Consider the following 24,958-nt stretch of genomic DNA (forward strand, 5'->3'; position numbering starts at 1 on the left):
CGCCTCGCCCGCCTGCACCTCTGCCGGCACGCCCGCCTGCATATCTGCCGGCACGCCCGCCTGCAGCCGCGCCGTCCAGCCGGCGCCCTCGGCCAGCCTGGGCCCGATCCTGGCCGGGCAGGGCCAGGGCGGCCCGCGCGAGGTGCTGGCGCGGATGCTGCCGCGGCTGGCCGAGGGCGCCGGCTGGACGGCGCGGCTGCAGGCGGGCGTGCCGGCAGATATGCAGGCGGGCGTGCCGGCAGAGGTGCAGGCGGGCGAGGCGGACCAGGCCGCGGCGCTGCTGCTGGTGCCGGGCGCAGGCTGAGCCGCGCCGGCAGGCCACCGCGCTTTACGCTTTCTTCGGCACAGCGCCCCCAGGTTGCGGATGACGCCATCCGATGAAGCCTGCCGGGGAATGCCGTGGACGACCTTCTCGCCGACTTCCTGACCGAGACGAATGAAGGGCTGGCGGCGCTCGACGTGGCGCTGCTGAAGCTGGAGAAGGCGCCGGACGACCGGCCGACGCTGTCGGAGATCTTCCGCAACGTCCACACCATCAAGGGCACCTGCGGCTTCCTCGGCCTGTCGCGGCTGGAGAAGGTGGCGCATGCGGCCGAGAACGTGCTGGGCCGCTACCGCGAGGGCACGCTGCGGGTGACGCCGGAGGGGATCACGCTGATCCTCTCGGCGCTGGACTGCCTGAAGAGCATCGTCGCCGGGCTGGAGGCGACCGGCAGCGAGCCGGGCGGCGACGACACCGCGCTGATCGCCCGGCTGGACGCGGCCTGGCGCGGCGAATCGGCCTCGGTCGCCGCGCCGGTCGCCGCGGCGCCGGACAGCTCGCCCGAGGCCTCCGCCGCCGCGGCCGAGGCCGCCTTCGACGCGCTGCTGAACGAGCCGCCCGCCGCCGCGCCGCCGCCCGCCGCCGCGGCGGCGAAGGAGGAGGCCGAGCCCGCCCCGGTGGCCGCGGCCAGCGCTGCGCCGCCCGCGGCGGGGGGCGGCACCGCGGCCCCGGCGGCCGCCGCCGGCGCCCCGGCCGCGCCGCCGCAGACCATCCGCGTCGCGGTCGACGTGCTGGAAGACCTGATGACCCTGGTCAGCGAGCTGGTGCTGACCCGCAACCAGCTGCTGCAGCTGGTGCGCGCCCGCAGCGACGCGGCGCTGACCGTGCCGCTGCAGCGGCTGTCGCACATCACCTCGGAGCTGCAGGAGGGGGTGATGAAGACCCGCATGCAGCCGATCGGCAACGCCTGGCAGAAGCTGCCGCGCATCGTCCGCGACCTGGCCAACGAGCTGGGCAAGAAGATCGAGCTGGTGATGAAGGGCGCCGAGACCGAGCTGGACCGCCAGGTGCTGGAGCTGATCAAGGACCCGCTGACGCATATGGTGCGCAACAGCGGCGACCATGGGCTGGAGAATCCGGAGCAGCGCCGCGCCGCGGGCAAGCCGGAGACCGGCCGGGTGCTGCTGAACGCCTATCACGAGGGCGGCCACATCATCATCGAGATCGGCGATGACGGCCGCGGCCTGTCGGTCGAGAAGATCAAGGCCAAGGTGCTGAGCCAGGGGCTGACCACCGAGGCCGAGCTCGCCGGCATGAGCGAGCGGGAGGTGCAGCACTTCATCTTCCGCGCCGGCTTCTCCACCGCCGCCGCCGTCACCTCGGTCTCCGGCCGCGGCGTCGGCATGGATGTGGTGAAGACCAATGTCGAGAAGATCGGCGGCACCATCGACCTGCGCTCGATCGAGGGCAAGGGCACGACCTTCTTCATCAAGATCCCGCTGACCCTGGCCATCGTCTCGGCGCTGATCGTGGAAGCCGGCGGCGAGCGCTTCGCCATCCCGCAGATCGGCGTGGTCGAGCTGGTGCGCGCCGGCGGCAGCGGCGAGGGCGCGCAGATCGAGCGGATCCATGCCACGCCGGTGATGCGGCTGCGCGAGCGGCTGCTGCCGCTGGTCTCGCTGTCGCATCTGCTGCAGCTGGAGGCGGCGGCCGAGGAGAAGGCCAGCGAGCAGGGCTTCGTCGTCGTCACCCAGGTCGGCGCCAATGTCTTCGGCATCATCGTCGACAAGGTCTTCGACACCGAGGAGATCGTGGTCAAGCCGGTGGCGCCGATCCTGCGCCATGTGACGATGTTCAGCGGCAACACCATCCTTGGCGATGGCAGCGTCATCATGATCCTCGACCCCAACGGCATCGCGCGGGCCACCGGCGTCGGCGCCGACGGGCCGAGCGAGGATGCGGCGCGCGGGCCGGAAGGCCTGCGCGGCCAGCGCTCGACCGAGCGCACGGCGCTGCTGCTGTTCCGCGCCGGCGACGACACGCCGAAGGCGGTGCCGCTCGGCCTGGTGGCGCGGCTGGAGGACCTGCCGGTCGAGAGCATCGAGCATTCCGGCGGCAAGACCCTGGTGCAGTATCGCGGCAAGCTGATGCCGCTGGTGCCGATGTCGGGCAGCTGGATGCCGCCGGAGCCCGGGCGGCGCCAGGCGGTGCTGGTCTTCAACGACCGCGACCGCGCCATGGGGCTGATGGTCGACAGCATCCTCGACGTGGTCGAGGCGCATCTGCTGATCGAGGGGCCGGGCGAGATGCCGGGCTTCCTGGGCAGCGCGGTGATCGGCGGCAAGGTGACCGACGTGATGGATTGCGCCTGGTGGCTGCGCCAGGCCGGCGACGACTGGTTCCGCCCGCCCAGCATGACGCGCGCCGCGCGCCGCCTGCTGCTGGTGGAGGACAGCGCCTTCTTCCGCCACCTGCTGGTGCCCGGCCTGACCGCCTGCGGCTACGAGGTGGTGGCCGTCGACACCGGCAACCAGGCGCTGCAGCTGCGCGAGCAGGGCTCGATGTTCGACATCATCGTCTCCGACATCGAGATGCCGGACCTGGACGGCATCGGCCTGGCGCGGGCCGTGCGCGGCGAAGGGCCGTGGCAGACGCTGCCGATGATCGCGCTGTCCGGCCGGGTCGAGCCGGAGCAGGTGCGCCACGCCATGGCCGCCGGCTTCACCGACTATGTCGGAAAATCCGACCGCGACGCGCTGCTGGCGGCGCTGCAGCAGCATCTGCCGGCGCCGGCCATGGCCTGAGCCCCGGACCGCGGGGCCGCGGCAGAGACGCCTGACGAGAAGAAGGAGAAGCCAGTGCAGAGCGACATGCAGCCAGGTGGCGCGGCGCGGCCGGGATCGGGCGCCGGCAGCGGCAATGCGGGGAGCGCGGCGGCGGCCATGGCGGCGCGCGCCGTGGGGCTGGGCGACAGCGCCGCGGAAATGTTCCTGACGCTGACGGTGGCGGGCCAGCTCTGCGGCGTGCCGGTGCTGGCGGTGCGCGACATCCTGGCCTCGCAATCGATCACCCGGGTGCCGCTGGCGCCGCGCGAGGTGGCGGGCAGCCTCAACCTGCGCGGCCGCATCGTCACCGCCATCGACCTGCGCCGGCGCCTGGGCCTGCCGGAGCGCAGCGCCAAGGCCGGCCCGCCGATGAGCGTCGTCGTCGAGCAGGCGGGCGAGCTCTACAGCCTGCTGTCCGACGCGGTGGGGGAGGTGGTGCCGCTGCCCGGCGACGGCTTCGCCGGCAATCCGCCGACCCTGGACCCGGTCTGGCGCGAGGTCTCGCGCGGGGTGCACCGCCAGGACGACCGGCTGCTGATCGTGCTCGATGTCGATCGCATCCTGGCGATCGGGTGAAGGAGGGATGGTGATGGAGGCCGCGCAGACCTGCCTGGTGGTCGATGACAGCCGCGTGGTGCGCAAGGCGGCGCGCCGCATCCTGGAGCGCCATGCCTTCCAGGTCAGCGAGGCGGAGGACGGGCAGCAGGCGCTGGAGGCCTGCCGCGCCAGCCTGCCGAAGCTGGTGCTGCTGGACTGGAACATGCCGGTGATGGACGGGCTGGAATTCCTCAAGGCGGCGCGCGCCGAATTCGGCGCGGAGGAGCCGGTGATCATGCTCTGCACCACCGAGAGCGAGTTCGACCGCATCGTCACCGCGCTCGGCGCCGGGGCGCAGGAATACATCATGAAGCCTTTCGACGACGCGATCCTGACCGGCAAGCTGGTGCAGCTGGGCCTGGTCGCCGAGGAAGCCGAGCCGTGACCCTGCCGCTGCCGGGCCGGGCCGCCCCCGCCGCGGCCGGGGCCACCGGCGCGGCGGGGGCGACGACGCTGGGTCCCCCGCCGGGCGCCTCGCCCATCGGCGCGCCCGTCGCCGCCGCGCTGTCGCCGGCCGGGCCGCTGGTGCGCGTCATGCTGTGCGACGACAGCGCCACCGTCCGCGCCGCCTATGCCCGGCTGCTGGAAAGCGACCCGGCGATCCAGGTGATCGGCCGCGCCGGCGACGGCCAGCAGGCGCTGGAGGCGATCCAGGCCATGCCCTCGGCCGCGCGGCCGCAGGTGCTGCTGCTGGACCTGGAGATGCCGGTGATGGACGGCATCACCGCCCTGCCGCTGCTGCTGAAGCTGCAGCCGGGGCTGGCGGTGATCGTGGCCAGCGCCATGACCGAGCACGGCGCCAGCAGCGCCATGGCCGCGCTGCGTGTCGGCGCGGTGGATTACGTGCCCAAGCCCAGCGCGGCTGGTGGCGGGATGAACGACGCCGCTTTCCGCGCCGACCTGCTGGCCAAGGTGAAGGGCTGGGCGCGGATGCGCGCGGCGCCAAGGCCGCTGCCCGCGCTGCCCGCGCTGCCCGCGCTGCCGCCGCGCCCGGCCCTGGCACGCCCGGCGGCGCCGGCCGCCCTGCCGCTGTCGGCGGCGCCGGTGGCCCTGCCGCTGGCGGCATCGGTGGCCATGCTGCCCGCGCTGCCAGTCACGCCCCTGGCGACGCCCCCGGTGGTGGTGGCGCCCTTGGCGCCGGCGCGTGGGCTGCCGGGCGCCGGCGGGCCACCGCCCGGCGCGGCGCCGCCGGCCCCGCTGCTGGCGCCGGCCCTGGCCCTGGCGCCGCGCCCCGCCGGGCCGGCGCGGCGGCCGCGCATCCTGGCCATCGGCTCCTCCACCGGTGGGCCGCAGGCGTTGGCCGCCTTCGTCCGCCGCTTGGCCGCGCCGCTGCCGGTGCCGATCGTCGTGGTGCAGCACATGCCGGCGGGCTTCACCGCCATGCTGGCCGACCATCTGTCGCGCCTGGGCGGCCCGTCGGCGGCGGAGGCGGTCGACAAGGAAACGCTGCAGCCAGGCCGGCTCTATGTCGCGCCCGGCGACCGGCACCTGCTGGTGGACAGCGCGGCGGGCGGGCTGGTGGCGCGGCTGACCACCGACCCGCCGGAGAATTTCTGCCGCCCGGCGGTCGACCCGATGCTGCGCAGCGTGGTCGCCGCCTGCGAGGGGCGGGTGCTGGCGGTGATCCTGACCGGCATGGGCCAGGACGGGCTGCTGGGCTGCAAGGCGGTGGCGGCGGCGGGCGGCACCGTCTTCGCCCAGGACGAGGCCTCGAGCGTCGTCTGGGGCATGCCGGGGGCGGTGGCCAAGGCGGGCCTCGCCCAGGCGCTGCTGCCGCCCGAGCAGCTGGCGGAGAAGGTCTTGGCGCAATTCGGCGCGGCGGGGCTCACCGCCGGAGGAATGGCATGAACGCGGATAGCTTCGCCTCGATCGCGGCGCTGGTGAAGGCGCGCTCCGGCATCGTGCTGACGCCGGACAAGGAATACATGCTGGACACCCGGCTGGCGCCCATCCTGAAGCAGGAGGGGATCGTCAACATGGACGCCCTGGCCATCCGCCTGCGCGATGCCCGGGCCGAGGCGCTGGCGCGCACGGTGACCGAGGCGCTGACCACCAACGAGAGCAGCTTCTTCCGCGACGGCAAGCCGTTCGACCACCTGAAGCGGCTGCTGCCGAAGCTGCAGGCGGCGCGGCCGCCGGGGCACCGGCTGCGCATCTGGTCGGCCGCCTGCTCCACCGGGCAGGAGGCCTATTCGATCGCCATGGTCCTGCGCGAGCTGGGCATCAGGGAGGCCGAGATCTTCGGCACCGACCTGTCGCGGGAGGTGGTGGACCGCGCCCGCGACGGCGTCTTCACCCAGTTCGAGGTGCAGCGCGGATTGCCGGTGCAGATGCTGGTCAAGTATTTCCGGCAGGAGAGCGGCAAGTGGCGGGTGGCGCCGGAGCTGCGCGGCATGGCCCGCTTCGAGGAGCGCAACCTGCTGGGCGACCACAAGGCGCTGGGGCGGTTCGACGTGGTCTTCTGCCGCAACGTGCTGATCTATTTCGACCCGCCGACCAAGGGCAAGGTGATGAACGCGCTGGCGGCGCAGCTGGCGCCGGACGGGGTGCTCTATCTCGGCGGCGCCGAGACAGTGCTGGGCCTGACCGAGCGGCTGGTGCCCGTCACCGGCGAGCGCGGCGCCTATGCCCTGGCGGAGAACCGCAGCCTGTTGTGAGGCGACCGCCCCACCCTGGCGCGGGCCAGGGTGGGGGGACGGGCCTCAGGCGGCGACCTGGGGCTGCTTCGGCGAGGCCGGCGGCGGCATCTCGGCCACCGGGAAGCGGGCGCCCAGGTTGGCCGGGTCGCGCAGCACATAGCCGCGGCCCCAGACCGTGCCGATCAGGTCGCCAGCCCCGGCCTGGGCCAGCTTCTTGCGCAGCTTGCAGATGAAGACATCGATGATCTTGGCTTCAGGCTCGTCGATGCCGCCATAGAGGTGGTTGAGAAACACCTCCTTGGTCAGGACCAGGCCCTTGCGGAGCGTCAGCAGCTCCAGGATGGCGTATTCCTTGCCGGTCAGGTGGACTTCCCGCTCGGCCACGCGGACATCGCGGGAGCCGAGGTTCAGCGTCAGCGGCCCGACCGACAGGGTCGGCTGGCTGAAGCCCTTGGCGCGGCGGATGATGGCCTGCAGCCGCGCCATCAGCTCCTGCTGGTCGAAGGGCTTGGTGATGAAGTCGTCGGCGCCCATGCCGAAGGCCTTCACCTTCGCCTGCGGCCGCGACAGGCCCGACAGCACCAGCACCGGGGTTTCCACCCGGTTGCCGCGCAGCCGGCGCACCACCTCATACCCCTCCATATCCGGCAGCATGATGTCGAGGATGATGATGTCGTAATCGTAGAGGCCGGCGAGCTCGAGCGCTTCTTCGCCCGTGCCGGCGGTGTCGGCGATCATCGAGGATGCCTTCAGCATCATCGAAATGCCGCGCGCGGTGGTGAGATCGTCTTCAACCAGAAGTACGCGCATCCCTGGGTTCCTCACAATCTGGACGTGCATTTCGTACCACCTATGCGCGAAGTCAGGAAAGGTTTTTCGCTTTTGAAACGTATTAAGAATGGAGACATTGTTTAAAAAAAAGAGAAACAAGGTGTCCGAAACCCGGAAAGACACGCCGGGTTTCTGCGATATTTTTGAGATTTCAAGGTTTTGGCGAGGTTTCGCCGACACGCAGCCCGGGCCACAACCGCAAGGCGAGCCAGCCTCCCGAAAGGCCCCCGGTAGCCGGGGCCGCGCATCCAGGCATACTGGCGGCACAACCGAAACGGGAGAACGCCGGATGCAGCTACCCAGGACCCCTTCCATGCGGCTCGAGGGGCGCCGCGCCTTGGTCACCGGCGCCGGCCGCGGCATCGGCCTGGCCGCCGCCGCGGCGCTGGCCGAGGCCGGCGCGCATGTGGCGCTGGCCGCCCGCGGCACCGCCGAGATCGAGGCGGCGGCGGCCGCCATCCGCGAGGCCGGCGGCAGCGCCGAGACCCTGCCGCTGGATGCCAGCGACCCCCAGGCGGTGGCCGGGGCGCTGGCCACCCGCCCGCCCTTCGACATCCTGGTCAACAATGCCGGCACCAACCGCCCGGCGCCTTTCCTCGAGGTCGCGCCCGAGGATTACGACGCCGTCATGGCGTTGAATGTCCGCGGCGCCTTCTTCATCGCCCAGGCGGTGGCGCGGCGGCTGGTGGCGGCGGGGCAGGGCGGCTCGATCATCCAGCTGTCGTCGCAGATGGGTCATGTCGGCGGGCCGCGGCGCAGCGTCTATTGCGCCAGCAAGCACGCGATGGAGGGCATGACCAAGGCCATGGCGATCGAGCTCGGCCCGCACCGCATCCGCGTCAACACCCTGTGCCCGACCTTCATCGAGACGCCGCTGACCCGCCCCTTCTTCGAGGATGCGGCCTTCCGCGACTGGGTGCTGGGCAAGATCAAGCTGGGCCGCGTCGGCCAGGTCGAGGACCTGATGGGGGCGGTGGTCTTCCTGGCCTCGGACGCGTCCGCGCTGATGACCGGCAGCGCACTGATGGTCGATGGGGGCTGGACCGCGGAATAACCCGCGGGCCTTTCCCGGACCGTGATTGCATACGGATGCAAAAGCCCTTGCATCCGTATGCAGACGGGCGCAGCCTCGCGCCACCCAGGAGGAGAAACGCCATGATCCGCTATCTGAAGAAGGGTGCCGAGGCGGCCGAGACCGCCGAATACGACCGCAAGGTCCGCCAGACCGTCGAAGGGCTGCTGGCCGATGTCGAGGCCCGCGGCGACACCGCCGTCCGCGAATTGTCGGAAAAGTTCGACAAGTGGTCGCCGGAGAGCTTCCGCCTGTCCGCCGCGCAGATCCAGGAGCTGGTCGACAGCCTGCCGGCCCAGGTGATCGAGGACATCAAGTTCGCCCAGGCGCAGATCCGCCGCTTCGCCGAGGTGCAGCGCGCCTCGATGCAGGATGTCGAGGTCGAGACCCTGCCGGGCGTGACGCTGGGCCACAAGCACATCCCCGTCGAGAGCGTCGGCTGCTACATCCCCGGCGGCCGCTATCCGATGGTGGCCAGCGCGCATATGTCGGTGCTCACCGCCAAGGTCGCCGGCGTGCCGCGGGTCATCGCCTGCACCCCGCCGCTGAACGGCGTGGCCCCGGCGGCCACCGTCGCCGCCATGTTCCTGGCCGGCGCCGACGAGATCTATCTGCTGGGCGGCATCCAGGCGGTCGCCGCCATGGCGATCGGCACCGAGACCATCAAGCCGGTCGACATGCTGGTCGGCCCCGGCAATGCCTTCGTGGCCGAAGCCAAGCGCCAGCTCTATGGCCGCGTCGGCATCGACCTTTTCGCCGGCCCCACCGAGACGCTGATCATCGCCGACGACACCTCCGACGTGGAGATCTGCGCCACCGACCTGCTGGGCCAGGCCGAGCACGGCCCGACCTCGCCGGCCGTCCTGCTGACCACCTCGAAGAAGATCGCCGAGGGCATCGAGGCAGAGATCCAGCGCCAGCTGAAGACGCTGCCGACGGCGGACGTCGCCTCGGTCGCCTGGCGCGACCATGGCCAGGTCATTCTCTGCGACACCGACGAGGAGCTGCTTCAGGTCGCCGACGACATCGCCTCCGAGCATGTCCAGGTGATGACCCGCGACCCGCGCTGGTTCCGCGACCGGATGCGCAACTACGGCGCGCTGTTCCTGGGCGCCGAGACCAATGTGGCCTATGGGGACAAGGTGATCGGCACCAACCATACGCTCCCCACCAAGAAGGCCGCCCGCTACACCGGCGGGCTCTGGGTCGGCAAGTTCATCAAGACCTGCACCTGGCAGGAGGTGAAGCCCGAGGCCAGCGCCATGGTCGGCGAATACTGCTCGCGGCTCTGCGCCATCGAGAATTTCGCCGGGCACCAGGCCCAGGCGGATATCCGCGTCCGCCGCTATGGCGGCAAGAACGCCTGAGATGGCGACGGGGGGCGCCGTGACGGCGCGCCAATTGGCGCGGCAGCTCGGCGTCTCCCAGTCGATGGTCAGCCGCGCCTTCGACCCGGCCACCTCGGTCGCGCCGGCGATGCGGGCGCGGATCCTCGAGGCGGCGGCGGCGCTGGGCTACCGACCGAACGGTATCGCCGCCGCGCTCACCCGCCGCCGCAGCCGCATCGTCGGCCTGGTGATGGGCGAGCTGCAGAACCCCTTCTACCCGGCGGTGCTGGAGCAGATGACGCTGGCGCTGCAGGCCGCCGGCTTCGAGGCGCTGCTGCTGACCGTGCCGCCGGGCCAGCAGGCCGATGCCTGCCTGCCGCGGCTGCGGCAATACCAGGTGGATGCGGTGGTCCTCACCTCGGCCAGCCTGTCTTCCGCCGGCGCCACGCATTGGCTGGGCGACGGGCGGGCGGCGGTGCTGTTCAACCGCACCGCCTCCGGCGCCACGCCGCTGGACAGCGTCGCCTGCGACAATGCCGCCGGCGCGCGGCTCGCCGCCGAGGCGCTGCTCGATGCCGGGCGGCGCGAGCTGGTCTTCGTCGCCGGCCGCCCCGACACCTCCACCAGCCAGGAACGCGAGCGCGGATTTCTGTCGGCCTTCGCCGCGCGGGGGTTAAGGGCGCCCAGGCGCATCGCGGCCGGCGACTTTTCCTATGAAGCCGGGCATCGCGCGGCGCTGCAGGCCGGGAATGCCGACGGCATCTTCTTCGCCAACGACATCCTGGCGCTCGGCGGCATGGATGCGCTGCGCCACGCGGCCGGGCGGCGGGTGCCGCAGGATGTCGCGGTGATGGGCTTCGACGACATCCCGATGGCAGGCTGGCCGGGCTATTCCCTGACCACCCTGCGCCAGCCGGTGGCCGCGATGATCGAGGCCACCATCGAGATCCTGCAGGCGCGGCTGGAAGGCGACCGCCAGCCGGCCCGCGCGCTGCGGCTGCCGGCGGCGCTGGTGCCGCGCGGCAGCTTTCTGCCCGCCGCCTAGAAGCTGCCGAGCGTGCTGCCCAGCGCGATCACCACGATCAGCGCGCAGACCGGGATCGCCAGGTTGACCACGAAGATATCGCCATAGGACGACCGGTGGGTCAGCCCGGTGATGGTCAGCAGCGAGATCACCGCGCCATTGTGCGGCAGCGAGTCGAAGCCGCCGGAGGAGATGGCGGCGATGCGGTGCAGCAGCTCCGGGCTGATGCCCAGCGCATTGGCGCGTTCCAGATAGGTCGCCCCCAGCGTGTCGAGGGCGATCGACAGCCCGCCCGAGGCCGAGCCGGTGATCCCCGCCAGCGCGTTGACCGCGATGGCCAGCGAGATGGTCGGCGTGTCGGGGGCGATGCCGACGACGACGTCGCGCAGCACGACGAAGGCGGCGAGCGAGGCGATCACCGCGCCATAGCCGACCTCGCTCGCCGTGTTGAAGATCGGCAGCAGCGAGCCCATCGTGCCCTCGTTCAGCGTCTTCTGCGCGTCGCGCAGATAGCGCCGCTGCAGCAGCAGCACGGTCAGGATGGCGCCGAGCAGCGCCACGATCAGCGCCCAGGTGCCGATCACCGTGGCCGGCGCGACATCGCCATAGAGCTGCTGCGACAGGTAGCCGAGATCCATCCGCGGGAAGACGATCAGCGAGAAGATCGCGTTCAGGCCGATGACGACGCCGATCGGCAGCAAGGCGAGGGCGAAGCCCGGGCGCTCGCCTTCCTCGAATTGCGGCAGGTTCTCCTGGTGGTCGCCATAGCCTTCGCCGGCCGCCTTGGCCCTGCGGGCGCGCGCCTGCAGCCAGGCCAGGCCGCCGAACAGCATGATGCAGCCGGCGATCAGGCCGAGGCCGGGGGCGGCGAAGGTGGTGGTGCCGAAATAGCGCGTCGGGATGGCGTTCTGGATCGCCGGCGTCCCGGGGAAGGCGGTCATGGTGAAGGTGAAGGAGCCGAGCGCGATGGCCCCCGCGATCAACCGCTTCGGCACATCGGCCTGGCGGAACAGCGCCGCCGCGATCGGGAAGATCGCGAAAGCCACGACGAACAGCGAGACGCCGCCGAAGGTCAGCACGCCGCAGGCCAGCGTCACCGCGGTGATGGCATGGCCGGCGCCCAGGCGGCGGATGATGGTCTGGGCGATGGTGGTGGAGGCGCCGCTATCGGCCATCAGCTTGCCGAAGATGGCGCCCAGCATGAAGATCGGGAAGAACAGCACGACATAGCGGCCGAGGCTGGTCATGAAGACCTGGGTATAGGTCGCCAGCAGCGGCCCGCCCTGGGCCAGCAGCACCGCCAGCGCCGCCATCAGCGGCGCCAGGATCAGCACGTTCATGCCGCGATAGGCGAAATACATCAGCCCGGCGAGCGAGAGGATGATGGCGATCGTGCCAAGCATGGCTTTCTCTCCTGGTTGTCGGGGGTAGCGCCACGGCGCCGGGCCCGATCGAGGGCCCGGCAAACCGGAAAACGAATTAGCGGGGCTGGGTGCGCAGATGCGCGACCAGCGCCATCAGCCGGCGGTTGCGCCAGTCGCCGCGCGCCTGCAGCTGGTCGGCCGGCAGAACGCTGCGGCGCTCGGCCTCGGCCTGCTCGATGGCGTTGGCCGACCATGGCTGCGGGTCGCGCCGCGATTCCGCCACGCGGTGGTAGAGCGGGGCCAGGCGCGCCGAATAATCGGCGATGCCGCCCGGGGCGTTCAGGTCGATGGTCTCGAAGGGCCCCATGAAGGCCCAGCGCAGCCCGAGCCCCTCGGAGACGGTGCGGTCGATGTCGGCGGCGCTGGCCAGCCCGGCCTCGTAGAGCGCCCAGGCCTCGTTCAGCAGCGCGCCCTGCAGGCGGTTGAGGATGAAGCCCTCGATCTCGCCCTTCACCTCGATCGGCGCCTGGCCCCATTCTTCCATCGCCGCGCGCAGCACCGGGATGATGGCCGGATCGGTCCAGGGGGCGGGCACCAGCTCGACCAGGGGGACCAGGTGCGGCGGGTTGACCGGATGGGCGACCAGGAAGCGGGCGCGCTGCGCCAGCCCCTCGGTGAAGGCCGAGGCCGGGATGCCGGAGGAGGAGGAGCCGACGATGGCGTCCGCCCGCATCGCCGCGGCGATCTGGGCGCAGGCCTCCTGCTTCACCTCGACCCGCTCGAGCACCGATTCCTGGATGTAGTCGGCCTCGGCCACGGCCTCCGCCAGGCTGTGGCACAGGGTGATGCGGGCCAGGATCGGCGCCACGTCGTCGACCAGCCCGGCGCCGCGCATATCGGCCAGCATGCTGGCCAGCCGGTCGAGCGCCTGGGCGCGGATCGCCTCGCTGGCGTCGTAGAGCCGGACGGTCGCGCCGCCGCGGGCGAAGACCACCGCCCAGCCGGAGCCGACCAGCCCGGCGCCGACCACGGCCACGTTTCTCAGTGCAGTTGGCATGCCTGTTCCTCCTCGGTTCTTGTCGTTGTCGCCGTGCTGCCGCGGGCCACCAGCCGGCCGGGCAGGCGGGTCAGGCCGGGCGGCGGCGGCGCGATGCCGGCCAGCACCGGGGCCAGCCAGTCCAGCGCCGCCGCCAGCATGGCGTCCAGCGGCTGGCGCCAGGTGGTCAGGTCGTGCGAGGGCCAGGCCGCCGGCGGGATGTCGTCGAAGCCGGCGACCAGCAGGTCGCCGGGCACGCGCAGGCCCAAGACGTGGCGCGCCGCCTCCAGCGCGCCGATCGCCAGGATGTCGCTGGCGCAGAGCAGCGCGTCGGGCGGCTGCCCGCCCTGCAGCAGGGCCAGCGCCGCGGCATGCCCCGCCTCGTAGCTGAAGGCCCCGGCCGGATGCTCGCGGGGAAGAATCCCCCGCTCGGCGCAGACTGCCAGAAAGCCGGCGCGGCGCTCGGACTGGGTGGAGCTGTCGGCCAGGCCGCCGATGAAGGCCGGGCGGCGGGCGCCCTGGTCCAGCAGGTGGCGGGTCAGCGCCGCGGCGCCCTCGGCATTGTCGCAGACGATGGCCGCCGCCGCCGCGCCGGGGAAGCGGTTCAGGTAGAGCAGCGGCGTGCCGGCGGCGGCGCAGGCCTCGGCGCCGGCGCTGCTCAGGGTGGTGGCCAGGATCAGCACGCATTCCGGCCGATAGGACAGCAGCAGCCGCAGCGCCGCCGCCTCGCCACCACCTGTCCCACCGCCGCCGGTGACCAGCATCATGTTGCAGCCGGCCTGCTGCAGCGCCTCGCTGAGGCGGGCCAGCACGTCGGGGTAGAAGGGGTTGTGCAGGTCGGAGGCGACGACGCCGACGATGCGGGTGCGGCGGGTGATCATGCCGCGGGCCAGGGCATTGGGCTGGTAGCCCAGCGCGGCGGCGCGCTTCAGCACCAGGGCCCGGGTCTCGGCGGCGATCGCCGCGCCCTCGTGGAAGGCGCGGGCGACGGTGGCCACCGACATGCCCAGCTCGCGCGCCAGGTCCTTGATGGTGATGCGGGAGGCGGGCCTATCCGGCATCGCCCCCCCTCGCGTCGTGACGCATGGACATTCCCCTCCGAGGCGGACCCTGTGCCGGGCCTCTGCCGTGGAGTGAGAACGTTCTCGGAGTGGCCGCCGCTGTCAATGCAAGGCGGCTGACGTCTCCGTGAGGGGAGGGGCGTCGCCGCCCCTCCGCCGGGTCAGCAGCCGGGGTTGCGCAGCGCCGTGGCGGTCGGCGCCGGCGCCGCGGCCACCACCGCGCGGCCGTCGCGCAGGCTGACCTGCCCGGCGGCCATCCAGGCCAGCGCCGCCGGGTACAGGCGGTGCTCCTCGGCCAGGACGCGGGCGGCCAGCGTCGCCTCGTCGTCGCCGGCCAGCACCGGCACCGCGGCCTGGGCCAGGATCGGGCCTTCGTCGACGCCGGGCGTCACCAGGTGGACGCTGCAGCCATGCAGCCGCACGCCCGCGGCCAGCGCCCGGGCATGGGTGTCGAGCCCGGGGAAGGCCGGCAGCAGCGAGGGGTGGATGTTGAGCATCCGCCCTTCCCAGGCGCCGGTGAAGCCCTCGGTCAGCACGCGCATGAAGCCGGCCAGCGCGATCAGCGTCACCCCGTGGCGGGCGAGCTCGGCCGACATCGCCGCCTCGAAGGCCGCGCGGTCCTTCCCGAAGGGGCGGGATTCCACCACCGCGGTCGGGATGCCGGCCTCCGCCGCGCGGGCCAGGCCCGCCGCATCGGCGCGGTTGGCCAGGACCAGCACGATTTCCGCCGGGTAGGCCGGGTCAGCGGCGGCGGCGAGCAGCGCCGCCATGTTGCTGCCCCGCCCGCTGATCAGGATGGCGGTGCGGGCCCGCAGGCTCATGCCGCCGGCCAGCGCGGCGTCAGGTTGTCGATGCGCACCTCGGCGGCCGCGCCCTCGGCGCCCGCCTCGATATGGCCGAGGTTGAAGACGGTCTCGCCATGCTGGGCCAGCAGGGCGGTGGCGGCCTCGACATCCTCGGGCTTCACCACGACGCACATGCCGATGCCGCAGTTGAAGACGCGCAGCATTTCTTCCGGCACGACGTTGCCGGCGCTCGCCAGCCAGGCGAAGACCGGGGGCAGGGTCCAGGCCTGGGCGTCCAGCACCGCGACGGTGCCCTTGGGCAGCACGCGCGGCAGGTTGCCGGGCAGGCCGCCGCCGGTGATGTGGGCGGCGGCCTTGACCAGCCCGGCGCGGTGGGCGGCGAGCACCGACTTCACATAGATGCGGGTCGGCGCCAGCAGCGCCTGGCCGATGGTCTGGCCAGCCTGATCCCCGGTGGCGAAGGGGGCCGGGGTGGCGACGCCCTGGTTGGTCGCGGCCAGGATGCGGCGGACCAGCGAGAAGCCGTTGGAATGGACGCCCGAGGCGGCCAGGCCCAGCACCACGTCGCCGGCGCCGACATCGGGCTTCGGCAGCAGGCCGTCGCGCTCGGCGGCACCGACCGAGAAGCCGGCCAGGTCGTAGTCGTCCTTGGCGTACATGCCCGGCATCTCGGCGGTCTCGCCGCCGACGAGGGCGCAGCCGGCCTGGCGGCAGCCCTCGGCGATGCCGGCGACGACGGCGCGGGCCTGCTCCAGCTGCAGCTTGCCGGTGGCGAAATAGTCGAGGAAGAACAGCGGCTCGGCGCCCTGCACCACCAGGTCGTTGACGCACATGGCAACCAGGTCGATGCCCACCGCGTCATGCATGTCGCTGTCGATGGCAAGCCGCAGCTTGGTGCCGACGCCGTCCGTCGAGGAGACGAGGACAGGGTCGGTGTAGCCGGCCGCCTTCAGGTCGAACAGCGCGCCGAAGCCGCCCAGCGACCCCATGGTCCCGGCGCGGTCCGTGGCGCGCGCCAGCGGCTTGATGGCATCCACGAGGGCGTCGCCGGTTTCGATGTCAACGCCGGCGTCGCGGTAGGTCAGACTGGTCATCAGGGGGCCCGATCGGCTATGCGCAAAAGGCCCGGAAGGAGTGAATTCGCTATGCCGGGCTTCCAAGGGGGCGGAATGCAACATTTTCGGCGTCTGGCCGCAACCTTTGTCATGGGGGGTCTGCTCTGCGGAGCCGCCCTGCCAGGGGTGTCTTTCGCCCAGAGCACCGCCGGCGGCATGGCCTCCAGCGTCGCGGAAGCGCCCGCCGACGCCTATACCCAGCGCGGCGTGCCGGCCGCGGCGACGGCCGAGAACGCGGTGATCGCCCGCACCCGGGCGATCGCCCAGGCGCAGCGCACCGCCTATGAACGGATGGCCGAAAGCCTGGGCCTGCCGCGCGGCCTGTCCGATTCCCAGATCGATTCCATGGTCTCCTCGATCATCGTCGAGGAGGAGCGCAGCACCCGCAGCGGCTATTCCGGCCGGCTCACGGTGAATTTCAACCCGGGCCGCGCCGGGGGCCCCGGCCGCGCCTCGGCCCATGCCGCCAGCGGCTTCGGCGGCGGCTCGGGGGGCTCGGGCAGCCTGGTGCCGCCGGGTGCCTCGACGGGTGCTTCGACGGGCGACGCCGCGGCGCCGGTGATGCCGGCGGCCCTCAGCCTGCCGGCCGCCGGCTATATCGAGGCGCAGACCCGCTTCGGCGGCCTGCGCGACTGGCTCGACCTGCGGCGCCGCCTGCTGGCCAATCCGGAGATCGCCTCGATCGATATCCTGGCCATCGCGGTGGACGGGGCGCGCCTCCGCCTCGGCCTGCGCCACACGCCGGAGCTGGCGATGCAGGCGCTGCCGGCGGCCGGCATCACCCTGCAGCCACCGGCGCCGGTCGCGGCCACGCCCGTGGCCAGCCCGGCCGGGCTGGCGCCGCCGGTGCGCTACGGCGCCCCGCCTGCCGCGGCGCCCGCCGCCGCCGGCACGGGTCCTTGGCAAATCGGCCTTGCCGGCCGGGTCTGACCCGCCCAGGCCCGATCCCGCCGCGCCGGCCGGCCCGCCCGGCGCGGCCGGCGGCCCGCCGCCCGCCCTGTATCCGCCCGCCGGGCATCCAGCGGTCGTGCATCCGGCGGTCGTGCATCCGAATGCCGGCGCCTTCACCCTGCCGAACCTGATCACCCTGGCGCGGCTCTGCGCGGTGCCGACCAATATCTGGCTGATCATCCATGGCCGGCTGGACCTGTCCTGCATCGTCTTCCTGGCGGCGGGCATCTCGGACGCGATCGATGGCTGGCTGGCGCGGCGCCAGGGCAGCCAGTCGCGGCTGGGCGCCTTCCTCGACCCGCTGGCCGACAAGGCGCTGCTGATCTCGACCTATGTGGCGCTGGCCTGGGCCGGGATGCTGCCCGACTGGCTGGCCATCATGGTGGTGTTCCGCGACCTGCTGATCATCGGCGGCGTCACCCTGCTCAGCCTGCTCGGCGCGCCGCCGCGCATCCAGCCCCTCCGCATCTCGAAGGCCAATACCGTGGCGCAGATCGCCCTCGCTGCCCTCGCCCTCCTGCTGCAAGGTTTCTTTCCGGATCCCGGCTCGGTGGCCGGGATGGTCTTTCAGGGCATGGTGCTGCTGGTCGCGGCCACCACGCTGCTGTCCGGCCTCGCCTACCTGGCACCCTGGCTGGGGCTGCGGCCCGGGTCCTGGCCGGGGTCCTGGCTGTGAAGGCGGCGCCGCCGCTGGCCCTGGTGCTGGGGCTGACGGCGGCGGCGCTGTTCCTGCTGTGGCTGTTCTCGGCGATCCTGACGCCCTTCGTCCTGGCGCTGTGCATCGCCTATTTCCTCGACCCGCTGGCGACGCGCCTGGCGCGGCTCGGCCTGCCGCGCGGGCTGGGCGCGCTGATGCTGGTGGCCGGGCTGATGGCGCTGGCGCTGCTGGCGCTGCTGCTGCTCTACCCGCTGATCATCGCCCAGGTCGGCACCCTGCTGGCGCGGCTGCCGAGCTATGCCACCGGCATCGCGGCGGCCATCCAGGAGGGCCTGGCCGGGCTCGAGGAAAGCTTCGGGCCGGACGTCCTCGACACCCGGCTGCGCGACCTGGCGGTCAGCCAGATCGGCGCCATCCTGGCCTTCCTCGGCACCGCTGCCACCCGGCTGATCGGCGGCGGCTACGCGCTGTTCTCGGTCTTCACCCTGGTGGTGGTGACGCCGGTGGTGGCCTTCTACCTGCTGCGCGACTGGCCGCGCATCATGATGCGGCTGGAAAGCTGGCTGCCGCGCCGCTCGGCCGGCACGCTGCGGACCCTGGCGCGCGACACCGACCGGGTGCTCTCGGCCTGGCTGCGCGGGCAATTGCTGTGCTGCGCCCTGCTCGCCGCCTACTACGCCATCGGCCTGTCGGCGGTGGGGCTGGAGCTCGGGCTGATGGTCGGCATCGCCTCCGGCCTGCTGTCCTTCATCCCCTATGTCGGCTCGATGACCGGGCTGGCCACCGCGCTGCTGCTGGCCATGGGGCAGTTCGGCACCTTCAACGGGGTCGGGCTGGTGCTGGCCATCTTCGTCACCGGCCAGATCGTCGAGGGCTATATCATCTACCCCCGCCTGCTCGGCGACCGGGTCGAGCTGCATGCCGTCTGGGTCATCTTCGCGCTCTTCGCCGGCGGCGTGGCCTTCGGCTTCCTCGGCGTGCTGCTGGCCGTGCCGATGGCGGCGGCGCTGGGCGTGCTGGCGCGCTACTGGCTGCGGCGGTATCTGGAGAGCCCGCTCTACCTCGATCCCCCCCGCACCGGACTCTGAAGCCTGCCGGCCCCGCGACCATGCTCCTCCTGACCCCCCCCATCCGCCAGCTGGCGCTGCCGCTCGACCTGCCGGTGCTCTACCGCGGCGAGCTGCTGTCCGACCCCTCCAATGCCGAGGCGCATGCCTGGCTGGCCCGCATCGATGGCTGGCCGGTCGGCCGCCTGGCGCTGTTCGGGCCGGAGGGCGTGGGCAAGTCGCATCTGCTGCGGCTGACCGCGGCGCGGCAGGGCTGGCGCCTGCTGGAGGGCCCGGCGCTGCGCGGCGTGCCGGAGCCGGCGCCGACCGTGCTGGACGACGCCGATTGCGTCGCCGAGGAAGCCGCCCTGTTCCACCTGATCAATGCCTGCGCGGCGCAGCGCCTGCCGCTGCTGCTGGCCGGCCGCAGCGCCCCCGCCCGCTGGCCGGTGACCCTGCCGGACCTGGCCAGCCGGCTGCGGGCGACGGCCGCCGTCGGCATCGCCGAGCCCTCCGACCGGCTGCTGGCCACCCTGCTGGCCCGGCAATTCGCCGAGCGCCAGCTGCGCGTGCCGGAGGCGGTGCAGGACTGGCTGCTGGCCCGCCTGCCGCGCGAGGCCGGCGCCATCGCCGCCGCCGCCGCCCGGCTGGACCGCGCGGCGCTGGCCGCCGGCGGCGCCGTGACCCGGGCCCTGGCCCGCGCGGCGCTGGCCGACTGGCCGGGCTTCGAGCCGCTTGATGACGTTTCCATGGAAACTGTCGCCAGTCCCTCGCTGTCGGCGCCGCCCTTGCTGTAGGCTGCCGGCATGGACGCCGCCGACGCCAAGCAGCACGCCCCTGCTGCCGCCCCCCTGCCTGCCGTCTCCAGCGAGACGGCGGCCCCCGCGCCCATGGCGCCGAACGCCCCCGAGCGTTTCATCAACCGCGAGCTGTCCTGGCTGGACTTCAACGCGCGGGTGCTGGAGGAGGCGGCCAACGCCAACCACCCGCTGCTGGAGCGGCTGCGCTTCGTCGCCATCTCCGCCTCCAACCTGGACGAGTTCTACTCGGTCCGCGTCGCCGGGCTGGTCGGGCAGGAACGGGCGGGCATCACCCCCTCCTCGCCGGACGGGCTGACCCCGGGGCAGCAGCTCTCGGCGATCCATGCCCGCGCCGCGGCGCTGACCGAGGAGCAGCAGTCCAGCTGGCGCGACCTGCGCCGCAAGCTGGGCGAGGCCGGCATCGCCGTCAGCCCGGTCGAGGAGCTGACCGCGGCCGACCGCAGCTGGCTGGAGACCTGGTTTCTCGAGCGCGTCTTCCCGGTGCTGACGCCGCTGGCCGTCGACCCGGCGCATCCCTTCCCCTTCATCAGCAACCTGGCGCTGTGCATGGTGCTGAAGCTGGTGCGCGAGGAAGATGGCGGCACCATGCGCGCCCTGCTGCCGCTGCCCAGCCAGATCGAGCGCTTCATCCGCCTGCCGCCGGCCGAGGATGCGCCGCAGATCACCCCCGGCACCGGCCCGATCCGCTTCGTGCTGCTGGAAGACCTGATCACCCTCTGCCTGCCGCGGCTGTTCCCCGGCTACATCAATGTCGAGCAGGGCCTGTTCCGGCTGATCCGCGACACCGATGTCGAGTTCGAGGAGGAGGCGGAAGACCTGGTCCGCTCCTATGAGAGCGCGCTGAAGCGCCGCCGCCGCGGCCGCGCCATCCAGCTGACCGTCGATGCCCGCATGGCCCCCGACCTGGTCGATTTCGTGGTCGAGGAGCTCGACGCGCCGCGTGCCGAGATCTTCGTGGCCGACGGGCTGCTCGGCATGGCCGACCTGAAGCAGCTGATCGTCGATGACCGCCCCGACCTGCTGTTCACCCCCTACACGCCGCGCTTCCCGGAGCGGATCCTGGATTTCGGCGGCGACTGCTTCGCCGCCATCCGCGCCAAGGACATCCTGGTCCACCACCCTTACGAATCCTTCGACGTGGTGGTGCAGTTCCTGCGCCAGGCGGTGCGCGACCCGAGCGTGGTCGCCATCAAGCAGACGCTGTACCGCACGAGCCGCGACAGCCCGATCGCCCGCGCCCTGATCGAGGCGGCCGAGGCCGGCAAGTCGGTCACCGCCATGGTCGAGCTGAAGGCCCGCTTCGACGAGGAGCGCAACATCGCGCTGGCCCGCGAGCTGGAGGCCGCCGGCGTCCAGGTGGTCTATGGCTTCGTCGACCTGAAGACCCACGCCAAGATGTCGCTGGTGGTGCGGCGCGAGGGCGGATCGCTTCGCAGCTACGCCCATTTCGGCACCGGCAACTACCACCCGATCACCGCGCGCATCTACACCGACCTCAGCTTCTTCACCGCCGACCCGGCGCTGACCCGCGACGCGCAGAAGCTGTTCAACTACATGACCGGCTATGCCCGGCCCGAGACCATGGAGCGGCTGGCCTTCTCGCCGCTGACCATCCGCCCGGCGATCCTCGGCCTGATCGAGCAGGAGATCGCCTATGCCCGCGAGGGCAAGGCCGCCGGCATCTGGCTGAAGATGAACTCCCTGGTCGACGAGCAGCTGATCGACGCCCTCTATCGCGCCAGCGAAGCCGGGGTGAAGGTCGACTGCGTCATCCGCGGCATCTGCCGCCTGCGCCCGGGCGTGCCGGGCCTGTCCAGCAACATCCGGGTGAAGTCGATCGTCGGCCGCTTCCTGGAACATTCCCGCGTGCTGGTCTTCGGCAACGGCCACCGCCTGCCGTCGCGCCGCGCCCGGGTCTTCATCAGCAGCGCCGACTGGATGGCGCGCAACATGGACTGGCGCGTCGAGACCATGCTGCCGGTGGAGAACCCCACCGTGCATGCCCAGATCCTCGACCAGATCATGGCGGTGAACCTGAAGGACACCGCCCAGTCCTGGCAGCTGCAGCCCGACGGCGCCTGGCGCCGCCTGGCCCCGGGCGCGCATCCGGTCTCGGCGCATGAATATTTCATGACAAACCCGTCGCTCTCGGGCCGCGGCAGCGCCCTGCAACACGTCCAGGCCCGCGCCGCCCGCCGCCGCCAGGACCGGGTCACCCAGGATTGAAGCCGTGGCGGCGGGGAGATTTCCGCTCCCCGCCGCCATCGATCCTCAACTTCCGCCGGGATATCATCGTGAAGCGGCCGTCAGGTGCGGCGCCGCGCCAGCCTCGCTGCGCTGCAGCGCCGGGGTCGGAACTCGGCACGACCGGTGCTATGTCGGCCTTCGATCCGCCATGCCTGCCGAGGAATCCCCTGCTTGGACCGTCCTGACAGCCCCGTCGTCGCCGATGCCCAGGCCGAGCAGGGGCCCGCGCCCCGCGCCGGCATCGTCGACCTCGGCTCCAACTCGGTCCGCCTGGTCATCTATGAAGGGCGCGGCCGCAACCCGCTGGCCATCTTCAACGAGAAGGCGGTGCTGGGCCTCGGCCGCGGCCTGCAGACCACCGGCCGGCTGAACGAGGAGGCGGTGCCGCAGGCGCTGATGGTGCTCGAGCGCTACCACGCCGTCGCCCGCGCCATGAACGCCGCGCCGCTGGAGGTGCTGGCCACCGCTGCGGTGCGCGACGCCAGCAACGGCCCGGCCTTCGCCGCGGCGCTCGCCGAGCGCATGCCGGGCGTCCCCATCCGCATCCTCGACGGCGACGAGGAAGCCGCCTTCTCCGCCGACGGCGTTCTGCTGGGCTTCCCCCAGGCCGACGGCATCCTGGGCGACCTCGGCGGCGGCTCGCTGGAGCTGGTCGAGCTGACCCAGGGCCGCGCCGGCGCCTCCGCCTCGCTGCAGATCGGCGCCATCCGCCTGGCCGACCGCGCCAACAACGATATCGGCCGCGCCCGCGGCATCGCCGAGGCGGAGCTGGGCAAGCTGCCCTGGCTGGCCCATGGCAAGGACCGCGACCTGTACCTGGTCGGCGGCGCCTGGCGGGCGCTGGCCAAGATCCACATCGCCCAGACCGCCTATCCGCTGTCGATCGTCCACCACTACGTGCTGCGCCGGGAGGAAGCCCGCGACCTCTGCGGCGTGGTGATGGCCGCGACCCGCCGCACGCTGGAGCGGCTGCCCGGCGCGCCGTCGAAGCGCCTGCAGGACCTGCCCTTCGCCGCGGCGGTGCTGCGCCGCCTGCTGCGCGCCACCGGCGCCCGCCGCGTCGTCTTCAGCGCCAACGGGCTGCGCGAGGGCTGGTACGCCCGGCTGCTGACCCCCGAGGTGCGCCGCGAGGACCCGCTGCTGGCTGCCGGCCGCGAGATGGCCGGCCGCTACGGCCGCGACAACGAGCTGCCCGACGCCCTGTCGGCCTGGACCGCGCCGCTGTTCCCGACCGAGCAGCCCTCGGCCCTGGCGCTGCGCCAGGCGGCCTGCTGGCTGTCCGATATCGGCAGCCACGACCACCCGGACTACCGCGCCGAGCAATCCTTCCTGCGCGTCCTCCGCCAGCCCGGCATCGGCCTCGACCACCATGAGCGCGCCTTCCTGGCCCTGGCCGTGGCGCTGCGCTACGAGCCGGAGCTCGACGCGCCCTGGCTGGCCGCGGCGCGCGTGCTGCTGGACGCCCCCGCTTTGCGCCGGGCCGAGGTGCTCGGCGCCGCGCTGCGCCTGGCCTACACCCTGTCGGGCGGCACGCCCGAGCTGCTGCGCAGCACCGCCCTGGTCATGCAGCAGGACCGCCTGGTGCTGCGCCTGGTCGAAGGCGGCGGCACCTTCGCCGGCGACAGCGTGCAACGCCGGGTGGAGGCGCTGGCCGCCACGCTGGGTCTTCTCGCCGTCGTGGAAATCGAAGCGGGCTGACAGAGAAGACAGGGAAAAGGTTGGGGGAATGAATTCCACCAAACCCCCATCTTTTTTCTGATCGCCTGCCGTGGCGTGACCAGCCCCTTACCTGCAACCACACCAGGGCATCACGGCGGGACGCCAATTTCATACAAAAACAGCGCGACCTTGAAGGTCGCGCTGTTGCTGGGCCGTGGCGCGTCCTGTCGCCACGTGGACATGGCAATCTGACAGAAAAAAGAAGGGGTCCAGGGGAATTCATTCCCCTGGCCTGCCCCCTGTCTTCCCTGATCGTCTCTTAGCTTTCGATCAGCTTCACTTTCCGCCCTTCGACTCCGAGGGCGAGTCGGCCGCCCTTCAGCGCCAGGGCGGCCTGGCCGAACACCTGGCGGCGCCAGCCGTGCAGGGCCGGCACCTGGGGTTCGCTTTCCGTCGCCAGGCGTTCCAGCTCGTCGCTGCTGGCGATCAGCCGCGGGGCGACGTGGTGCTCCTCGGCCTTGGCGGCCAGCAGCACTTTCAGCAGCGCGATCAGCGCCGGCGAGGCGGGCGGGCCCTGGCGGCTTTCCTTCGGCGCCTCGGGCAGGGCGGCGTCGGGCAGCTCCTTGGCCGCGGCGAGGGCGGCGATGAGCCCCGCGCCGGTCTTGCCGTCGGCAAATCCCTTGCTGATGCCGCGGGCGCGGGCCAGGTCGTTGGCCGTGGTCGGCCCGGTCGCCGCGATCTCCATCAGCGTCTCGTCACGGACCAGGCGCTGGCGGGGGATGTTGACGCGCTGGGCCTCGCGCTCGCGCCAGGCGGCGATGGCGCGGACGGCGGCCAGGAAGCGGCGGTTGCTGGAGCGCGGCTTCAGCCGTTCCCAGGCGGTCTCCGGGTCCTGGCGATAGGTCGCCGGGTCGGTCAGCTCCGCCATTTCCTCGGCCACCCAGGACAGGCGGCCTTCCTCGGTCAGCCGGTCGACCAGCGCGGTGTAGACCCGGCGCAGGTGGGTGACATCGGCCGCGGCATAGGCGATCTGCGCCGCCGACAGCGGGCGGGCCGCCCAGTCGGAGAAGCGGTGCGCCTTGTCGATCGAGGCATTGGCCAGGCCGCGCACCAGGCTGTCATAGCTGGCCTGGTCGCCGAAGCCGGCCACCATGGCGGCGATCTGGGTGTCGAACAGCGGCTTCGGCGGGGCGCCGAAGCGCAGGATGCAGATTTCCACGTCCTGCCGGGCGGCGTGGAACACTTTCGTGACCGCGGTATCCGCCAGCAATTCGCCCAGCGGCGCCAGGTCGAGCCCTTCGGCCTGGGCATCGATGACGGCGACTTCGTTCTCGCCGGCGAGCTGCACGACGCAGAGCTCGGGCCAATAGGTCCTTTCCCGCATGAATTCTGTATCGACCGTGACGAAGGCTTCGGTGCGCAGCCGCGCACAGAGCTCTGAAAGCGCCTCGGAGGTGGTGATCAGGACGGGGTCGGGGTCCTGGGCCTGGTTACGTCGGCTCATGGCATCCATGCTTCTAGCGAAGCTGGGCGATCCCGCAAAGTCCAGGGGGGCAGGGGAAAACCGCGAAGCGTCGCGAAACTGGCCGATCGGGGCTTGCGAAGCGGGTGGGCAG

The 24,958-nt window shown here is 72.2% G+C and carries 22 protein-coding genes; 15 read left to right on the top strand and 7 right to left on the bottom strand.

The features are described from left to right. The 6 genes from GVN67_RS18495 to GVN67_RS18520 form a co-directional block, all read left to right on the top strand. A partial coding sequence (locus tag GVN67_RS18495) for a hypothetical protein (RefSeq protein WP_159998671.1) occupies positions 1 to 304 on the top strand: 304 nt, incomplete at its 5' end. Between the two features lie 95 nt (positions 305 to 399). Further along, positions 400 to 3,066 (top strand): chemotaxis protein CheW, encoded by a 2,667-nt coding sequence (locus tag GVN67_RS18500; protein ID WP_159998673.1) that lies wholly within the window; start codon positions 400 to 402, stop codon positions 3,064 to 3,066. Between the two features lie 138 nt (positions 3,067 to 3,204). Continuing rightward, on the top strand, positions 3,205 to 3,663 hold the full coding sequence (locus GVN67_RS18505) for a chemotaxis protein CheW (protein WP_159998703.1): 459 nt from the start codon (positions 3,205 to 3,207) through the stop codon (positions 3,661 to 3,663). A 13-nt stretch (positions 3,664 to 3,676) separates the two neighbouring features. Further along, a complete protein-coding gene (locus tag GVN67_RS18510) occupies positions 3,677 to 4,069 on the top strand; it encodes a PleD family two-component system response regulator (RefSeq protein ID WP_159998675.1) in 393 nt (130 codons plus the stop codon). Continuing rightward, positions 4,066 to 5,532 carry a chemotaxis-specific protein-glutamate methyltransferase CheB gene (gene cheB / locus GVN67_RS18515; protein ID WP_200845307.1) on the top strand — a complete coding sequence of 489 codons (1,467 nt, stop codon included), beginning with the start codon at positions 4,066 to 4,068 and terminating at the stop codon, positions 5,530 to 5,532. The genes GVN67_RS18510 and cheB overlap by 4 nt, the downstream gene beginning before the upstream one ends. Then, positions 5,529 to 6,341 carry a protein-glutamate O-methyltransferase CheR gene (locus tag GVN67_RS18520; RefSeq protein ID WP_159998677.1) on the top strand — a complete coding sequence of 271 codons (813 nt, stop codon included), beginning with the start codon at positions 5,529 to 5,531 and terminating at the stop codon, positions 6,339 to 6,341. The genes cheB and GVN67_RS18520 overlap by 4 nt, the downstream gene beginning before the upstream one ends. Positions 6,342 to 6,386: 45 nt before the next feature. On the opposite strand, the gene ctrA is transcribed toward GVN67_RS18520, so the two are convergent. Then, positions 6,387 to 7,133: a response regulator transcription factor CtrA gene (gene ctrA / locus GVN67_RS18525; protein ID WP_159998679.1), complete on the bottom strand. Its 747-nt coding sequence runs from the start codon at positions 7,131 to 7,133 to the stop codon at positions 6,387 to 6,389. A gap of 334 nt (positions 7,134 to 7,467) precedes the next feature. Here ctrA and GVN67_RS18530 point away from each other — a divergent pair, with 334 nt between their 5' ends. The 3 genes from GVN67_RS18530 (at position 7,468) to GVN67_RS18540 (ending at position 10,599) form a co-directional block, all read left to right on the top strand. Then, positions 7,468 to 8,208 carry an SDR family NAD(P)-dependent oxidoreductase gene (locus tag GVN67_RS18530; RefSeq protein ID WP_235035360.1) on the top strand — a complete coding sequence of 247 codons (741 nt, stop codon included), beginning with the start codon at positions 7,468 to 7,470 and terminating at the stop codon, positions 8,206 to 8,208. A gap of 101 nt (positions 8,209 to 8,309) precedes the next feature. Next, positions 8,310 to 9,593 (top strand): histidinol dehydrogenase, encoded by a 1,284-nt coding sequence (gene hisD / locus GVN67_RS18535; RefSeq protein ID WP_159998683.1) that lies wholly within the window; start codon positions 8,310 to 8,312, stop codon positions 9,591 to 9,593. Between the two features lies 1 nt (position 9,594). After that, positions 9,595 to 10,599 (top strand): LacI family DNA-binding transcriptional regulator, encoded by a 1,005-nt coding sequence (locus GVN67_RS18540; protein ID WP_159998685.1) that lies wholly within the window; start codon positions 9,595 to 9,597, stop codon positions 10,597 to 10,599. Here the strand turns inward: GVN67_RS18540 and GVN67_RS18545 are convergent. The 5 genes from GVN67_RS18545 to purM all read right to left on the bottom strand — a co-directional run bounded on the left by GVN67_RS18545 (position 10,596) and on the right by purM (position 15,939). Next, positions 10,596 to 11,981, bottom strand: a complete 1,386-nt coding sequence (locus tag GVN67_RS18545; protein WP_159998687.1) for a GntP family permease — start codon at positions 11,979 to 11,981, stop codon at positions 10,596 to 10,598. The genes GVN67_RS18540 and GVN67_RS18545 overlap by 4 nt on opposite strands. A gap of 76 nt (positions 11,982 to 12,057) precedes the next feature. Beyond that, positions 12,058 to 12,999, bottom strand: a complete 942-nt coding sequence (locus tag GVN67_RS18550; protein WP_159998689.1) for a 3-hydroxyacyl-CoA dehydrogenase — start codon at positions 12,997 to 12,999, stop codon at positions 12,058 to 12,060. Beyond that, entirely contained in the window at positions 12,984 to 14,039 is a 1,056-nt protein-coding gene (locus GVN67_RS18555; RefSeq protein ID WP_159998691.1) for a LacI family DNA-binding transcriptional regulator, read from the bottom strand. Before GVN67_RS18555 ends, GVN67_RS18550 begins: the two co-directional genes overlap by 16 nt. A 161-nt stretch (positions 14,040 to 14,200) precedes the next feature. Continuing rightward, positions 14,201 to 14,860 (bottom strand): phosphoribosylglycinamide formyltransferase, encoded by a 660-nt coding sequence (gene purN, locus GVN67_RS18560; protein ID WP_159998693.1) that lies wholly within the window; start codon positions 14,858 to 14,860, stop codon positions 14,201 to 14,203. Beyond that, a complete protein-coding gene (purM, locus tag GVN67_RS18565) occupies positions 14,857 to 15,939 on the bottom strand; it encodes a phosphoribosylformylglycinamidine cyclo-ligase (RefSeq protein WP_159998695.1) in 1,083 nt (360 codons plus the stop codon). The genes purN and purM overlap by 4 nt, the downstream gene beginning before the upstream one ends. A 147-nt stretch (positions 15,940 to 16,086) precedes the next feature. Here purM and GVN67_RS18570 point away from each other — a divergent pair, with 147 nt between their 5' ends. From GVN67_RS18570 to GVN67_RS18595, 6 genes are all read left to right on the top strand, one after another. Beyond that, positions 16,087 to 16,890 carry a hypothetical protein gene (locus GVN67_RS18570; protein WP_159998697.1) on the top strand — a complete coding sequence of 268 codons (804 nt, stop codon included), beginning with the start codon at positions 16,087 to 16,089 and terminating at the stop codon, positions 16,888 to 16,890. A gap of 97 nt (positions 16,891 to 16,987) precedes the next feature. Next, complete coding sequence (locus GVN67_RS18575; protein ID WP_235035361.1) at positions 16,988 to 17,587, top strand: CDP-alcohol phosphatidyltransferase family protein; 600 nt, start codon at positions 16,988 to 16,990, stop codon at positions 17,585 to 17,587. Next, on the top strand, positions 17,584 to 18,657 hold the full coding sequence (locus GVN67_RS18580; RefSeq protein ID WP_235035362.1) for an AI-2E family transporter: 1,074 nt from the start codon (positions 17,584 to 17,586) through the stop codon (positions 18,655 to 18,657). The genes GVN67_RS18575 and GVN67_RS18580 overlap by 4 nt, the downstream gene beginning before the upstream one ends. Positions 18,658 to 18,677: 20 nt before the next feature. Continuing rightward, positions 18,678 to 19,412: a chromosomal replication initiator DnaA gene (locus tag GVN67_RS18585; RefSeq protein ID WP_159998699.1), complete on the top strand. Its 735-nt coding sequence runs from the start codon at positions 18,678 to 18,680 to the stop codon at positions 19,410 to 19,412. A gap of 9 nt (positions 19,413 to 19,421) precedes the next feature. Beyond that, entirely contained in the window at positions 19,422 to 21,662 is a 2,241-nt protein-coding gene (locus GVN67_RS18590) for an RNA degradosome polyphosphate kinase (protein ID WP_200845308.1), read from the top strand. Between the two features lie 192 nt (positions 21,663 to 21,854). Next, a complete protein-coding gene (locus GVN67_RS18595) occupies positions 21,855 to 23,381 on the top strand; it encodes a Ppx/GppA family phosphatase (RefSeq protein WP_408906358.1) in 1,527 nt (508 codons plus the stop codon). A 280-nt stretch (positions 23,382 to 23,661) separates the two neighbouring features. On the opposite strand, the gene rnd is transcribed toward GVN67_RS18595, so the two are convergent. After that, the gene (gene rnd, locus GVN67_RS18600) at positions 23,662 to 24,846 is read right to left on the bottom strand and encodes a ribonuclease D (protein WP_159998701.1); all 1,185 of its coding nucleotides are present in this window, start codon (positions 24,844 to 24,846) and stop codon (positions 23,662 to 23,664) included. Positions 24,847 to 24,958 lie beyond the last annotated feature (112 nt).

The sequence above is a fragment of the Roseomonas sp. 18066 genome (assembly GCF_902706185.1).
Taxonomy (GTDB): domain Bacteria; phylum Pseudomonadota; class Alphaproteobacteria; order Acetobacterales; family Acetobacteraceae; genus Pseudoroseomonas.